Source organism: Streptomyces sp. NPDC059092 (assembly GCF_042756365.1).
In the GTDB taxonomy this organism is placed as follows: Bacteria; Actinomycetota; Actinomycetes; order Streptomycetales; family Streptomycetaceae; genus Streptomyces.
This window is the reverse complement of record NZ_JBHZEJ010000008.1, coordinates 1-13,975: the sequence shown is the minus strand read 5'-3', so window position 1 is coordinate 13,975 and position 13,975 is coordinate 1. Positions and strand designations below refer to the sequence as shown.

Sequence of the window (13,975 nt, the reverse complement as noted above, 5' to 3'; positions counted from 1 at the left end):
CCGTTCCTTCGCCGGTCTCCCAACTCCCCTGTCATACGCGGCTGATGAGGCCGTACGCGCACCGTTGACCCGTGGCTGCGGGTGCCCCTATGTTCCCGCTGGGAAAAGCTGTGCGGGTTGCGCACGGTCGGTCCGCCGGAAGTGCCGTCCCGGCAAAGGGGGGTTCATGCGTCGACTGCCCATCGCGTCCATCGCCGCCGCGTTCCTGGTCACCGCGACGGCCTGCGGCGGATCCGGTTCGGGAGGCTCCGAGGGCCCGGGCGGTGCGGGCGAGGGGGCGTCGGGCTCCACGGTCCGCGTCAAGGTCGGGATCATCCCCATCGTGGATGTCGCGCCCCTGTATCTGGGCGAGAAGAAGGGCTTCTACGCCTCGCGCGGCCTCGACCTCACCATGGTGACCGCCCAGGGCGGTGCGGCGATCGTGCCCGCCGTGGTCGGCGGACAGTTCCAGTTCGGCTTCTCCAACATGACCACCCTGATGCTCGCCCAGGTCAACCGCGTCCCCGTGAAGGCCGTCGCCAACGGCATCGCGAGCGCCGGTGAACAGGGCGCCGACTTCGCCGGCCTCGCCGTGCCGAAGGGCAGCCCGGTCAAGTCCGCCAAGGAGCTGGCGGGCAAGAAGGTCGCGATCAACACGCTGAAGAACATCGGCGACACGTCCGTACGCGAATCGGTGCGCAAGGCGGGCGGCGACCCGGCCGAGGTCGACTTCGTCGAGCTGCCCTTCGACCAGATGCCCGCGGCCCTGGCCGGCGGCCGGGTCGACGCCGCCCTGGTGGTCGAACCCGCGCTGGCCACGGTCAAGAGCCAGGGCGGCACCGTCATCGCCTCCAGCTACGCCGACGTCTCGCCCGATCTCACCGTCGCGATGTACTTCACCTCCACCGCGTACGCCCGGCGGAACCCGGAGACGGTACGGAAATTCCAGGAGGCCACCGCCGAGTCGCTGGAGTACGCCAACAGCCACCCCGACGAGGTCCGCCAGATCCTCACCACCTACACCAGGATCCCCGAGACGCTGCTCCGGAACATGAACCTGCCCCGCTGGCCCGCCCAGCCCGACCGTGCGTCGATCGAGAGGCTGGCGCGACTCGGTGAGCAGGACGGCACCCTCAGCTCCGCACCCGATCTGGACACCCTCCTCCCATGACCCACGGAGGCGGGAACAGCCTGGTCGACGCCGCGCTGGGGGCCGGGGGACTGGCCGCCTCCCTCGCCCTGTGGGAGCTGGCCCGGCGGACCGGACTGGTCTCCGCCGACTACCTCCCGCCCGTCGACCGGGTGGCCCGGGCCCTCGGTACCGAGCTGTCCGACCCCACCTTCTGGACCGCGCTCGGCGACACGCTCACCGGCTGGGGGCTCGGCCTGCTGATCGCCGTCGTCGCGGGGGTCACCGCGGGGATCGTCCTCGCCGTCGTGCCGTACCTGCGCGAAGTGACCGCCTCCACGGTCGAGTTCCTGCGGCCCATCCCCTCGGTGGCGCTCATCCCGCTCGCGGTCCTCCTCTACGGCACGGACCTGCGCTCCACCCTGCTGCTTGTCGTCTACGCCGCGTTCTGGCAAGTCCTCGTCCAGGTGCTGTACGGCGTCGCGGACGTCGACCCGATCGCGGAGGAGACGGCGCGCTCGTACGGGCTCGGCACCTGGGCCCGTATTCGCTACGTACTCTGGCCGACCGCCCTGCCGTACGTCATGACCGGTGTACGCCTGGCCGCCGCCGTCGCGCTCGTCCTCGCGATCACCGCCGAACTCGTCATCGGCTCGCCGGGGATCGGCGCCCGCATCGCCGTCGCGCAGACCTCGCAGGCGGTGCCGGAGATGTACGCGCTGGTCGTGGTCACCGGGTGCCTCGGCCTGCTCGTCAACGTCGGCGCCCGGGCCGTCGAACGGCGCGCGCTCGCCTGGCACCCGTCCGTACGGGGCGAGGCGGCCCTGTGAAGGACACCGCCGCCACGCCCACCGCGACGACGGCGACCCGGCGCGCGCTGCGCCAGGCGTTCCTCGCGCTCGCGCTGCCCGCCCTGCTCGTGGCCGGCTGGTGGATCGCCTCGGACTCCAGCACCAGTCTCTACGCCCCGCCGCTGCGCACCGTGGCCGATGCCTTCGGCGAGGTGTGGACGGGCGAGCGGATCGCCGACGACGTGCTGCCCAGCCTGCTGCGCCTCACGGCCGGATACGCGCTGGCCGCCGTCGCCGGAGTGGCGCTCGGCGTCGTCATCGGCTCGTACCGTCGCGTGCGCGCCGCGACCGAACCCGTCCTGGAGTTCCTGCGGGCCGTGCCGCCGCCGGTGCTCGTGCCCGTCATCATGCTCTTCGCGGGCATCGGGGACACGATGAAGATCGTGGTCATCGCCACCGGCTGCGTCTGGCCCGTCCTCCTCAACACCGTCGAGGGCGTACGGGCCGTGGACTCCGTACTCGCAGAGACCGCGCGGTCGTACGGTATCGACGGCGCCGCCCGGCTGCGCCACCTCGTGCTGCGCTCGGCGAGCCCGCGGATCTTCGCGGGGCTGCGCCAGGCCCTGTCCATCGGCATCATCCTGATGGTCATCAGCGAGATGTCCGCGGCCGGCGACGGCCTCGGCTTCGCCATCGTCCAGTTCCAGCGCGGCTTCGCCATCCCCGAGATGTGGAGCGGCATCCTGCTGCTCGGCCTCCTCGGCTTCCTGCTCTCCCTGCTGTTCCGCGCGGCCGAACGCCGGGCTCTCGGCTGGTACCACGGTCTGCGCAGGTCAAGGCGGTCGTCATGACCATCACGGAGAGGGACAGCATGCTCGACGTACGGGGGCTGCGGAAGGTCTACGAGGGGCAGGGCCGCCGGGTCGAGGCCGTCCGCGACCTCACCTTCTCCCTCGGCGCGGGCGAACTGGCCTGCCTGGTGGGCCCTTCGGGGTGCGGCAAGACCACCCTCCTCAAGTGTGTCGCCGGGCTGCTCACGCCGACCGGGGGCGAGGTCCGGCTGGCGGGGCGCCGGATCACGGCGCCGCCGCCCGGTATGGCCGTCGTCTTCCAGGAGTACGGACGCAGCCTCTTCCCCTGGATGCGGGTGCGGGAGAACGTCGAACTGCCCCTGCGTCAACGGAAGTCCCTCGACCGGGGACGGCGCGGCGCGCTGGTCGAGGACGCCCTCGCCGCCGTCGGCCTGGCCGACGCGGGCGGCGCCTACCCGTGGCAGCTCTCCGGCGGCATGCAGCAGCGGGTGGCCATCGCGCGGGCCGTGGCGTACGGGCCCGAAGTGCTGCTGATGGACGAGCCGTTCGCCGCCGTCGACGCCCAGACCCGCGCCGAGCTGGAGGACCTGGTCCGCGGGCTCTGGCGCGAGCGCGGCATGACGATCCTGTTCGTCACCCACGACATCGACGAGGCCGTCTATCTGGGGGAGCGGGTACTGATCCTCTCCGCCGCGCCCACCGTCGTACAGGAGCAGGTGAAGATCGACCTGCCCGGGGAGCGGGACCAGCTCCACACGCGGGTCGCCCCGCGCTTCGCGGAGCTGCGCACACGGGTGTACGAGCAGATACAGCTCGCCAAGCGCGGCGACGGAGCGCTCTGACGGGACGCGCCCGCACCAGCGGTCCGGCCGGGGTGTCAGCCGGGGGTCCGTCCGGGTGTTCGGAGGGCGCACGGGCGTCGTCACCCTTTGTGCCGCCGCGCAATCACAGCGTATAAACCGGCGAAGTCTATGCCCCGTGGGGCGCCTGTGCATGAGGTTGCGTGAATACGCCGAAGTGCCGTTCGGGCCGGGCTAGGCTCTCGCGATACGCGCTGAGTTGATACGTAATCAGGCACTTGTTCCCAGGTTCCTTGATTGTTCGAAAACCGACCTGAATCGACCGCCAGAGGGCTTACATGGTTCGTCTTGAAGTACCACCCAAGGAACAGGCGCCACCAAAGGAACAAACGTCACCCGGATTCCGCGCGCTGCTCCTCCCCGTCCTCCTCGTCGCCGCGGTGACCACCCTCGTGGTGGTCCTCGTCGAGGAGACCGCGCGGATACCGCTCGCGCTGTACGGAGCGGGGGCCCTGGCCGTCATCGCCTGGTGCGCCCTGGAGCTGGCGCGCCGCCGCCGGGCCATCGGCGTGCTCCACGAGCGCTACGCGTACCGGATCTCCCTGCTGGAGGGCCGCCTCGCGCAGCACGACGAGGAGAGCGTACGGCTCGGCAAGGAGCTGATGCCCGCCGCGGTGTACCGGCTCCGCCAGGGCGAATCGCCCGACGAGGTGATCCGCGCCGTGGTCGACGGCGACGAGCGCTACCGCGAACTTCCCCTTGCGCAGCGCTCCTTGCTCAAGTCCCTCCTCCAGATCGTCGACGACGAGGAGGCCATGCGCGAGTCCGCGCAGCGCTCCTTCGTCAACATCGCCCGCCGGGTCCAGGCCCTGGTGCACCAACAGGCCAGTGAACTGCGGGAGATGGAGAACGCCCACGGCCGCAACCCCGAGGTCTTCGACGACCTGCTGCGCATCGACCACGGCACCGCGCTGATCGGCCGGCTCGCCGACTCCATCGCCGTACTCGGCAAGGCCCGCCCCGGACGCCAATGGCCGAGGCCCGTACCGCTGTTCAGCGTGTTGCGCGGGGCGATGTCGCGGATCCTGGAGTACCAGCGCGTCGATCTGCACTCGATCGCCAAGATCGCGATCATCGGCACCGCCGTCGAACCGATCATCCACGCCTGCGCCGAACTCCTCGACAACGCCACCCGTTACTCACCTCCGCAGACCCGCGTCCATGTGACCGCCGTCGAGGTGCAGACGGGGATCGCCATCGAGATCGAGGACGGCGGCGTCAGCCTCAGCGAGGAGGCGCGGGCCCGCGCCGAGAACATGCTCGCGCGCGCCCAGGCCGGTATCGACCTCAACGACCTCGGCGACACGCCCCGGCTCGGCATGGCCGTGGTCGGGCGGCTCTGCCAGATGTACCACCTCCAGGTCTCGCTGCGGCAGTCGGCGTACGGCGGCGTACGCGCCGTGCTGATCGTGCCGCGCTCCATCGTGACCACCGGACCCGCGCCCGGTATCGCCCATGGCATCGGCGCCTCGGCGCTGCCCCGGGGCACCGTGTCGGACCTGCCCACGACCGATGTGCTGCGCCCCGCCAACCGTGTGCCGCGCCCGATCACCGGTCCCCGGCGTCCGGCCCCGGTCGCGGCGGCGGGGGAGGACGACGCACCGGTGGTGACGGAGTGGACGGAGAACGGACTGCCGCAGCGGCGCAGCCGGGGACGTGCCCCGCTGGGCTCGCACAACCTCGGGCTCCACTCCACCGGACACCAGGGCGGCGGCCGGTCGTACGGCTCGGCGAACGGGAGCACGAGCGGGAGCACGAACGGCGCCGCCAACGGCCAGGCCCACGGCCTGTCGAACGGTCTGCCGAACGGCCACGGCCACGGCGCCGCGGCCGGCACACCGGACGGAGCCGGCGACCGTACGCCCGAGGGCAAACCCGGACCCGGCATCTGGCTCGAAGCGTTCACGAAAGCGGTCAACGGCACCCCCGGGGAGCCGTCGGCCGGGACAGAGGAGTCGCCGGGCCGGACCGGCGATCACGGCGAATCCGACGATGTGCGGGGCAAGGGAGATCTGAAGTGATCCAGCAGCGGGCGAACTTGGACTGGATGCTCAAGGAACTCGCCGACGGGGTGCCGCAGATCCAGCAGATCGTGGTGCTCTCCGCCGACGGACTCCGGATCGCCCGGCACGGCGGCGACCCGGACGTGGCCGACCGGCTCGCGGCGGCCTGTGCCGGGCTCCAGAGCCTGGCCGCCGCGGTCGCCGCCGAGATCCCCCTCAGTGACGGCCGGATGCGGCTCGTCGTCATCGAGGTCGGGGGCGGCTTCTTCTACCTGATGGAGGCGGGCACGGGCGCCTATCTCGCGGTCCTCGCCGACGACACGGTGGACGCGGGGCTGGTCGGCGCCCGGATGCGGGACATGGTGGTCCGGATCGGAGCCCATCTCACCAGCCCGCCACGCCATGACGGGCAGGCCGGATGACCCCGCCTCCCCGACGTGAACGCCGTGGGCCCGAAGCGGACGTGGGAGACCCGGAACGGCTCTACGTGATCACCGGTGGCCCGGACGGTGCCGTACGGGCCCCGCTCGACCTGGTCACCATGATCGTGGCACAGGTGGAACCGTCCCCGACGGTCCAGCCGGAGCAGGCCGTCATCCTGCGGCTCTGCCACCGGCCGCTCTCCGTGGCCGAGATCTCCGCGTACCTCAGCCTCCCCTTCAGCGTGGTGACCGCGCTGCTGACCGAACTCCTCGCGACCGAGCTGGTCGAATCGCGCGCGCCCATCGTCCGCGCCGCCCTTCCCGACCGGTCCCTTCTCGAAGCGGTGATGCATGGACTCCAGAAACTCTGACACGATCACCGGCCCCAGGACCGAGGACATCCTGCCCACCACGGCCACCTCCGCGGTGAAGATCGTGATCGTGGGCGGGTTCGGGGTGGGCAAGACGACGATGGTCGGCTCCGTCAGCGAGATCAGGCCCCTCACCACCGAGGAGACCATGACCCAGGCCGGGGTGGGGGTGGACGACAACCGTGGTGTGGAGAGCAAGACCGCCACCACGGTCGCGATGGACTTCGGCCGGATCAGCATCACCGAACACCTGGTGCTCTACCTCTTCGGCACCCCCGGCCAGGAACGCTTCTGGTTCCTGTGGAACGGCCTCTTCGAAGGCGCCCTGGGCGCGGTGGTCCTCGTCGACACCCGCCGCCTCGAAGTCAGCTTCGACGTGATCGGACGCCTGGAGGAGCGCGGCGTACCGTTCGTCGTCGCCGTCAACACCTTCCCGGACGCGCCGCACCACCCCGTCGAGGCGCTGCGCGCCGCGCTCGACCTGCCCGAAGAGGTGCCGATGGTCGACTGCGACGCACGGCTACGGGCATCGAGCCGCGATGTGCTGCTGACGCTGATGAGCTACTTGCACCAGCTCTCCGCGCAGGCCGGCTGAGCCGCGGCCCGGCTGAGCCCCCTTCCGTCCGGGACCGCGCGGCGCCCTCTGCGCCGGTCCCGGCCTGCCCCGTACGTCGTACGCCCCCTTCCCGCCCCGACCCTCTCCCTGGAGCGACCGTGACCACCCCGTTTCCCCACCGGCCCGGGCCGGACGGCCATGGAGCGCCGCCCCCCGGCTGCCCGGCCCACGGCCTGAGCACCGGCGGACTGCCCGGCACCGGCCTGCCCACCGGGCGCGTGAACGGCGCGGGCCCCTACCCGGACGGCCCCTACCCGGACGGCCCCGTCCCGGGCGGCCCGGCACCGGCCGGGCTGCGCCGGCTGTACGGGCCCGAGGCCGAGAGCGACCCGATGGGCCTGTACGAGAAACTGCGCGCCGAACACGGATCCGTGGCGCCCGTACTCCTGCACGGCGACGTTCCCGCCTGGCTCGTCCTCGGCCACAGCGAGAACCTGCACATGACGCGGACGCCGTCGCAGTTCTCCCGGGACTCCCGGCGCTGGCGCGCGCTGCACGACGGCAGCGCGCCGCCCGACCACCCCCTGGCGCCGATCTTCACCTGGCAGCCCATCTGCGTCTTCGCCGACGGCGCGGAGCACGAGCGGCTGCGTGGCGCGGTCACCGACTCGATCGCGCGCATCGACCACCGGGGCGTACGCCGCTACATCAACCGCTACAGCAACCGGCTCGTCAACGAGTTCTGCCAGGCCGGGCAGGCCGATCTCGTCAGCAGCTTCGCCGAGCACCTGCCCATGATGGTGATGGCGCAGATCATCGGAATGCCGGAGGAGTACAACGAACGGCTGGTCCAGGCGGCCCGCGACATGATCAAGGGCACCGCCACCGCCAACGAGAGCAACGCGTACGTGATGGCCGCCCTGACCCGGCTGGTCAAGCGGCGCCGTATCGCCCCGGAGGAGGACTTCGCGACCTGGCTCACCCGGCATCCGGCGGGGCTGACGGACGACGAGGTGAGCCAGCATCTGCGGCTGGTGCTCATCGCCGCGTACGAGACCACCGCCAACCTGATCGCCAACGCGCTGCGCATGGTGCTCACCGACCCCCGGTTCCGCGCCCAGTTGAGCGGTGGCCACATGACCCTGCCGGAGGCGGTCGAGCAGACCTTGTGGGACGAGCCGCCGTTCACCACGATCTTCGGCCGCTGGGCGGTCGGCGACACCGAACTGGGCGGGCAGCAGATCAAGGCGGGCGACGCGCTGGTCGTCGGGATCGCCGCCGCCAACGTGGACCCGGTGGTACGGCCCGACCTCGACGCGTCCATGCAGGGCAACCGCGCGCATCTCGCGTTCAGCGGCGGGCCGCACGAGTGCCCGGGGCAGGACATCGGACGCGCCATCGCCGACACCGGGATCGACGCGCTGCTGCTGCGCCTGCCGGACCTGCAACTGTCGGTGGAGGAGGACGAACTGCGGTGGTCGGCGGCGTTGATGTCGCGTCAGTTGCGGGAACTGCCGGTGACGTTCGCGCCCCGGCCGCCCCAGGACGTCACCGGACCGCCGAACGCGACGTCCCCCGTACCGCGTCCGCGGTGGCAGGTGGACTCGCCCTCGCCCGGCACCGTACCGGGTGCGCGGTACATCCCGGTGGCGGCGACGCCACCGCCCTCCGAGGACGGCGCCACGGCCGGGGGACCGGTGCCGGTACCGGTGGCGCCGGTTCCGGCTCCGGTTCCGGAGCAGCGGACGGGCAGCAGCGCGCCCCGGCGGGCGTGGCGGGCCGTGGCCCGCTGGTGGCGCGGGTACTGACGGACGGGGAGGGCGAAGGTGTCGGGGGACGGGTCAGCGCGCCGGGGCGAGCTGGTCCCACCACCAGGCGATCCCCGGGACGGGAAGCGGCTCCAGGCTGTTGTCGGCCGGCTGCTGCTTCCACCAGCCGCCGGGCGGAGTCCGCGGGCCCGAGGACACGGTGTAACGGGGGCAGCGCGAGGCCCAGTCGAGATGGCCCCGGACGAACTGGCCGAGCGCCCGCACATAACGGCGCAGACTCTCGTCAGCCTCTTCCTCGACCTGCGCGGCCAGCCGGTCGAAGAGCACCATCACCCGGTCCCGCATCGCCACGACCCGGACGAGGGCGCGCTCCGGGTCGCACCCCTGTTCCTGGCACACCACATCGATCAGATTGAGGTCGTCACCCGCCCGCTCCAGCTCCTTGTTGCGGGAGTAGAGGTCGTTGTCCCAGCTCACCAGCGTCCAGGTGATCTCCGTGAGGGCCCGTACGCGCGGGTCCTGGAGATCCTCGTCGGAGACGGAGAAGCCGCCGACGATCTCGATCATGGCGGTGGACGGTGCCATCCCGATGGCCCGCATCCACAGCATGACGTAGTCGTCGACCGACGGCAGCCGGGCGTCGCTCCGCCAGGACGCCTCCCACACCAGCCCCGAGGTGTAGACGCGCATCGCCTCGGTCACCCGGCGGAGCTGGCGGGCCGAGGCGTACGGCTCCAGCTCCAGCCGGATCCGGCGCAGCGCGGCGGTGTGCGGCGAGTCGTCCGCCGAACGCGACTCTGGCGCCTCCAGGGCACGCATGATGCGCGAGGTCTCCTGGGCCAGGAGATCCGCCGTCACCGCCGACTCGTCGCAGACCCCGTCGTCCAGGGAGAAGAGGACGGCGTGCAACTTGGCCATCAGGGCGAGGGGTTCGAGCCGTCCGTACGGCATCGTCGACGCGGCCAGTCCGCCGAAGTCGCAGACGGCGAGACGTTTGAGCTGCCGCTCGTCCTCGTCGAGCCGCTGCCCTCGCATCCACCGTACGGTCCGGTCGTTGAGAGTGTCACCCGATCGGTGCCGGGCGGGCGGAACCGGGCAGTAGAACGGCACGGCCGGAAGCTGCTGAGCCAGGCGCTGTTCCGAGACACAGGGCACGATCGGCCTCCAGTTGCGGGGACGGGCGGAGTGCGGTGGGCTGACGAGGCGCGATGTCGTGGGGGACGAGGCGTAGTGGAGCGTATCCGGCCCTGTCGGATCGTCAACAGCGGTTCATGTGACCGCTGCCTGGCCTGAATTGACTGATTGTGAGCTGTCCTGATCAAGCTGGTAGGCGTTCGGGTGAACCCCGTGGACGACCGCTTCCCGCCCCCTGGTGCGGACTTCCCCGCGCCGTCGCGCGCCGTCATCCGCCTCCTCGCCACGCCCCGGGCGGAGCCCGCGACGGGGCTCCCGGCCGCGTTTTTGGTCACGGCCCGTGTCCGGACCGTACGGAATCGACCCGTCTCCGGATCGCTGACACTACGTCAATGAGGGGTCCCGTGAGCAGACGAACTGACCCGATCCATCTCAGCGCGGCCTCCGTCCTCCGGCCGTGATCAACGCCGCACGCGGAAGCGGCGGAAGAAGGACCGGACGTCGTCGACGAAGAGGCCAGGCTGTTCCAGGGCGGCGAAGTGGCCGCCTCGGTCGAACTCCGTCCAGTGGACGACGGGATGGTCCCGCTCGGCGAGCCGCCGGACCGGACGCGCGAGATCTCCGCCGAAGACCGCGACACCGGTCGGTGTGGGGTACGGCTCGCGCGCGGGGACGGAAGGGGCACTGGCGTGCGGGGACCGGGCGTGTTCCCAGTACAGCCGCGCCGACGAACTCGCCGTACGGGTCAGCCAGTAGAGCATCACATTGGTCAGCAGCCGGTCCCGCGGCACCGCGTCCTCCGGTACCTCCGCCGAGTCCGTCCACTCGGCGAACTTCTCCGCGATCCAGGCGAGTTGGCCGACGGGCGAGTCGGTGAGGGCGTATCCGAGGGTCTGCGGCCGGGTGCTCTGGACGAGCGCGTACCCCGACATCTCGGCGTACGCGGCGGCCGTTCGGCGCAGCCGGTCCCGGTCGTCGTCGCCGAGCGTGGCGGCCACGGCCGGATCGTCGGGCTCCCGTGTCAGCAGGGTGTTGACGTGGACGCCGACGACATGGGCGGCGTCCACACGGCCCAGTTCGAGGGTGACCGCGTGGCCCCAGTCGCCGCCCTGCGCGCCGTAGCGGTCATGGCCGAGCCGCCTCATCAGCTCCGCCCATGCCCGTGCGACGCGGCGCACCTCCCAGCCGGGGCCGGTGGTCGGCCCGGACAGCCCGTAGCCGGGGAGGGAGGGGATCACCAGATCGAAAGCGTCGCCGCCCGCCGACGCCGGAGGATCCGTCAGCGGCCCGATCACATCGAGGAACTCGACGACGGAGCCGGGCCAGCCATGGGTGAGCAGCAGCGGCAGCGCGCCGGGCCGGGGCGAGCGGATGTGCAGGAAGTGCACCGTGGCGCCGTCGATCTCCGTCGTGAACTGCGGGAAGCCGTTGAGTTCTGCCTCCTGGGCGCGCCAGTCGTAGCCGTCGGCCCAGTACGCGGTCAGCTCCTGGAGATAGCGGAGCGGCACGCCCTGCGACCATCCGGCGCCGGTGGCGGCGGCGGGCCAGCGGGTCGCCGCCAGCCGGGCGGAGAGTTCGTCCAGCTCCTGCTGCGGTACGGCGAGGGTGAAGGGGGTGAGCGCGCAGGAGACGGAGGATGTGGAGGGGGAAGGGGAGGGAGGAGGGGCGGGGGAGGCGTTCATGGGCGGTCCCTGTCGTCGTCGTCCCGGCCGGCGCCCCCGGCATCGGCCGGAACGTCGGTCCGGTCACTGTCGTCCCCGCCGTCGTCCGGACCGTCCGCCAGGGCCCGCGCGGCGGCCACTTCCGTATCGTCCCAGCCGATCGAGCCGGTCCGCATCCGCTGGCCGCCCTGCTCGTCGATCCAGCGGTGGTGCGCCTCCCAGGCGGCCTGCTTGCTGGTGCCCAGGGCCGCCCCGATCCGCGACCAGGACGCGCCGGCGCTGCGCGCCGACCGTACGGAGAGCTGCCGCCCGTACGCCGCCTTGCGGGCGATCAGCTCGCCCAGCGCCAGCAGCTCCAGCGTCTCCTCGCGGCTCAGCGCGTCGGAGTCGACGTCCGGTGCGGGGGTCGCGCCGTCCGCGCCCTCCTCGTCCTCGCCGGGGGCGGACAGTGACTCGCGGGTACGCAGCTCGTCGTAGCGCGCGACGGCGGTGCGCAGCGTGAAGCGGTTCTCCAGCTCGTCGGGGGTGGACATGGGCCGAGTCTTCCGTCAGGGCAGCTTGACGTCAAGGCTTCTTGACGCGCGTCCGGCCCGGACATGACGGTGGGCCCCTTCCGGAGAAGGAGCCCACCATCATGTGGTGCGCCGCCCCCGTCCCCACGGTGCGGCGCGGACGGACCGTCGTCATCCGCTCGGAACGACGGTCCGCCGGTCAGGGGTGCGCGCCGGTCCGCAGACCGAGCGCGGGAAAGACCGCGGCCTCCAGGAACCGCGTGAGATACGCCTCGTCCGCGTGCCGTCCCTCGGTCGTCGGCCGCGCGCGCATCACACCGATGAGCTGGGCGGCCACGAACTCGATGGCGGGGTTGTCCGCGGCCAGCTCGCCCCGGGTCACGGCGCGCTCCAGCATGGCCCCGATGGCCGTGATCTCCGGTTCGATGAGCGTTTCCCGCAGCGCGAGCAGCAGCTCCGGGTTCTGTGACGCGGCGTGGGTGAGCGCGTGCAGCAGCGCCGTGTCGCGACCCGCGCCGAGCGCCGCCACGCGGACCGCCGCCCTCAAGTCCCCCTCCAGCCCGCCGGTGTCGACGTCCGCGAGCAGGGCGCACCGGGTGCCGCGCAGTGCGGCGGCGACGAGCTGCGGCTTCGTACGCCACTGCCGGTAGAGCGTGGACTTGCCGCAGCGGGAGCGGGCGGCGACGCCCTCCATGGTCAGTGCGTCGTAGCCGCTCTCCCTGAGCAGGTCGAGAGCCGCCTCGTACAACTCAAGCTCCCGTTCCGGGGTGATTTTGGAGCGGCGCTGCGGCGTCATCGTCTCTCCTCGGCTCCGGCACTCACACACATCGATACGCCAGTGTACCGATACGCCAGTGTACCGAAACGAATCCGTTTCGGTACACTGGCGTATCGATAGGGCGTGGTGCAGACCCCGCCGCCGTACCACCACGTCGTCGCAGGGCGCCGTGTCGTCCACCCAAGGGGGTCGGGTGCATCTCCACACCCGCACTGGGCCCGCCGAACGGAAGCAGAACCCTTCCGCCCGACCGCCCCTCGTACGAGAGCTGACGCTCGTCAGCGGACTCTTCCCGGTCCACACGGCGGGAGCGGTCCGATGAGCGCCGGGATGACGGCCGCGGTGGCGCTCTCCCTGATCTCCGCCGTCGCCTACGCCTGCGCCGCCGTCGCGCAGGAGCGCCTCGCCGCCCGTACGGAGCAGGGCGTTCCGCTCCTCACGCTGCTGCGCAGGGGCGCCTGGTGGTCGGCCGTCGGGCTGAACGCGACCGGCGCGCTGCTCCATGTCGTGGCGCTGACCTACGGCCCGCTCACGGTCGTCCAGCCGCTGGGCGCGCTCACGCTCGTCGCCGCCGTACCGCTGGGGGCCCGCCGCGCCGGACGCCAGGTCAGCAGGGGCGAGTGGCGCGGCACGGCGTTCACGCTGGCCGGTCTCGCGATCATCCTGCTGACGGCGGCGGGGGCCGCCCCCGAACGGACGCTCACCCTGTCGCAGGCGCTCGGTGTCGCGGGGGTCGCGATGGCCCTGGTCGCCCTGCTGAGCAGGCCGGGAGCCCGGCCTGGGCTGCGGCACGCGGCGGCCTCAGGGATCATCTCCGGCGTCGCCTCCGCCCTCACCCAGACGGTCACCGTCGCCGCCACGGAGCGCGACGGGGCCACCGGCGCGCTGCCGCTCTGGCAGGTGGGGGCCGTGGCCCTGGTCGTCGCGGCCTTCGCCTCGGGTGGTCTGCTGCTCTCGCAGACGGCCTACCGCGGCGGCCTGGGAGCCCCGCTCGCGGTGCTGACGCTCGCCAATCCGGTCGCCGCGTCCGTCATAGGGCTGGCGCTGCTGGGCGAAGGGCTTCAGGGCGGCGAACTGGGCGTCGCCGCCGCACTCGTGGGCGCCGTGGTCGCGGGGCGCGGCGTGGTGCTGCTGACGCGGACCGCCGCGGCGCTTCCACGGACGGCGGAACCGACGGCCGTGGAAGCGCCGACGAGCG

14 protein-coding genes are annotated in these 13,975 nt (G+C 72.1%); 10 read left to right on the top strand and 4 right to left on the bottom strand.

The features are described 5' to 3' along the window. Positions 1-166: 166 nt before the first annotated feature. The 9 genes from ACFXPL_RS07210 to ACFXPL_RS07170 all read left to right on the top strand — a co-directional run bounded on the left by ACFXPL_RS07210 (position 167) and on the right by ACFXPL_RS07170 (position 8,731). On the top strand, positions 167-1,150 hold the full coding sequence (locus tag ACFXPL_RS07210) for an ABC transporter substrate-binding protein (protein WP_384913834.1): 984 nt from the start codon (positions 167-169) through the stop codon (positions 1,148-1,150). Then, on the top strand, positions 1,147-1,938 hold the full coding sequence (locus tag ACFXPL_RS07205; protein WP_384913831.1) for an ABC transporter permease: 792 nt from the start codon (positions 1,147-1,149) through the stop codon (positions 1,936-1,938). Before ACFXPL_RS07210 ends, ACFXPL_RS07205 begins: the two co-directional genes overlap by 4 nt. A 47-nt stretch (positions 1,939-1,985) precedes the next feature. Beyond that, positions 1,986-2,750, top strand: a complete 765-nt coding sequence (locus ACFXPL_RS07200; RefSeq protein ID WP_384914174.1) for an ABC transporter permease — start codon at positions 1,986-1,988, stop codon at positions 2,748-2,750. After that, positions 2,747-3,553, top strand: a complete 807-nt coding sequence (locus tag ACFXPL_RS07195; RefSeq protein WP_384913828.1) for an ABC transporter ATP-binding protein — start codon at positions 2,747-2,749, stop codon at positions 3,551-3,553. Before ACFXPL_RS07200 ends, ACFXPL_RS07195 begins: the two co-directional genes overlap by 4 nt. 296 nt (positions 3,554-3,849) lie before the next feature. Beyond that, on the top strand, positions 3,850-5,592 hold the full coding sequence (locus ACFXPL_RS07190) for an ATP-binding protein (protein WP_384913825.1): 1,743 nt from the start codon (positions 3,850-3,852) through the stop codon (positions 5,590-5,592). Continuing rightward, positions 5,589-5,996 (top strand): roadblock/LC7 domain-containing protein, encoded by a 408-nt coding sequence (locus tag ACFXPL_RS07185; RefSeq protein WP_384913821.1) that lies wholly within the window; start codon positions 5,589-5,591, stop codon positions 5,994-5,996. The genes ACFXPL_RS07190 and ACFXPL_RS07185 overlap by 4 nt, the downstream gene beginning before the upstream one ends. After that, positions 5,993-6,367 (top strand): DUF742 domain-containing protein, encoded by a 375-nt coding sequence (locus tag ACFXPL_RS07180; RefSeq protein WP_384913818.1) that lies wholly within the window; start codon positions 5,993-5,995, stop codon positions 6,365-6,367. Before ACFXPL_RS07185 ends, ACFXPL_RS07180 begins: the two co-directional genes overlap by 4 nt. Further along, a complete protein-coding gene (locus ACFXPL_RS07175; protein WP_384913815.1) occupies positions 6,348-6,962 on the top strand; it encodes an ATP/GTP-binding protein in 615 nt (204 codons plus the stop codon). Before ACFXPL_RS07180 ends, ACFXPL_RS07175 begins: the two co-directional genes overlap by 20 nt. Before the next feature lie 119 nt (positions 6,963-7,081). Beyond that, positions 7,082-8,731: a cytochrome P450 gene (locus tag ACFXPL_RS07170; protein ID WP_384913812.1), complete on the top strand. Its 1,650-nt coding sequence runs from the start codon at positions 7,082-7,084 to the stop codon at positions 8,729-8,731. A 33-nt stretch (positions 8,732-8,764) separates the two neighbouring features. On the opposite strand, the gene ACFXPL_RS07165 is transcribed toward ACFXPL_RS07170, so the two are convergent. The 4 genes from ACFXPL_RS07165 to ACFXPL_RS07150 form a co-directional block, all read right to left on the bottom strand. Next, positions 8,765-9,847 carry a hypothetical protein gene (locus ACFXPL_RS07165; protein WP_384913810.1) on the bottom strand — a complete coding sequence of 361 codons (1,083 nt, stop codon included), beginning with the start codon at positions 9,845-9,847 and terminating at the stop codon, positions 8,765-8,767. Between the two features lie 440 nt (positions 9,848-10,287). Next, entirely contained in the window at positions 10,288-11,508 is a 1,221-nt protein-coding gene (locus ACFXPL_RS07160; RefSeq protein ID WP_384913807.1) for an epoxide hydrolase family protein, read from the bottom strand. Next, positions 11,505-12,020: a hypothetical protein gene (locus ACFXPL_RS07155; protein WP_384913803.1), complete on the bottom strand. Its 516-nt coding sequence runs from the start codon at positions 12,018-12,020 to the stop codon at positions 11,505-11,507. The genes ACFXPL_RS07160 and ACFXPL_RS07155 overlap by 4 nt, the downstream gene beginning before the upstream one ends. Before the next feature lie 178 nt (positions 12,021-12,198). Beyond that, entirely contained in the window at positions 12,199-12,795 is a 597-nt protein-coding gene (locus ACFXPL_RS07150) for a TetR/AcrR family transcriptional regulator (protein ID WP_384913800.1), read from the bottom strand. A gap of 300 nt (positions 12,796-13,095) precedes the next feature. On the opposite strand from ACFXPL_RS07150, the gene ACFXPL_RS07145 reads away from it, so the two are divergent. Next, a partial coding sequence (locus ACFXPL_RS07145; protein ID WP_384913797.1) for a DMT family transporter occupies positions 13,096-13,975 on the top strand: 880 nt, incomplete at its 3' end.

Coding starts and splice junctions, on each gene's coding strand:
- ACFXPL_RS07210 (WP_384913834.1), top strand. CDS start 167: ATGCGTCGACTGCCCATCGCGTCCATCGCCGCCGCGTTCCTGGTCACC.
- ACFXPL_RS07205 (WP_384913831.1), top strand. CDS start 1,147: ATGACCCACGGAGGCGGGAACAGCCTGGTCGACGCCGCGCTGGGGGCC.
- ACFXPL_RS07195 (WP_384913828.1), top strand. CDS start 2,747: ATGACCATCACGGAGAGGGACAGCATGCTCGACGTACGGGGGCTGCGG.
- ACFXPL_RS07190 (WP_384913825.1), top strand. CDS start 3,850: ATGGTTCGTCTTGAAGTACCACCCAAGGAACAGGCGCCACCAAAGGAA.
- ACFXPL_RS07180 (WP_384913818.1), top strand. CDS start 5,993: ATGACCCCGCCTCCCCGACGTGAACGCCGTGGGCCCGAAGCGGACGTG.
- ACFXPL_RS07175 (WP_384913815.1), top strand. CDS start 6,348: ATGGACTCCAGAAACTCTGACACGATCACCGGCCCCAGGACCGAGGAC.
- ACFXPL_RS07160 (WP_384913807.1), bottom strand. CDS start 11,508: ATGAACGCCTCCCCCGCCCCTCCTCCCTCCCCTTCCCCCTCCACATCC.
- ACFXPL_RS07155 (WP_384913803.1), bottom strand. CDS start 12,020: ATGTCCACCCCCGACGAGCTGGAGAACCGCTTCACGCTGCGCACCGCC.
- ACFXPL_RS07150 (WP_384913800.1), bottom strand. CDS start 12,795: ATGACGCCGCAGCGCCGCTCCAAAATCACCCCGGAACGGGAGCTTGAG.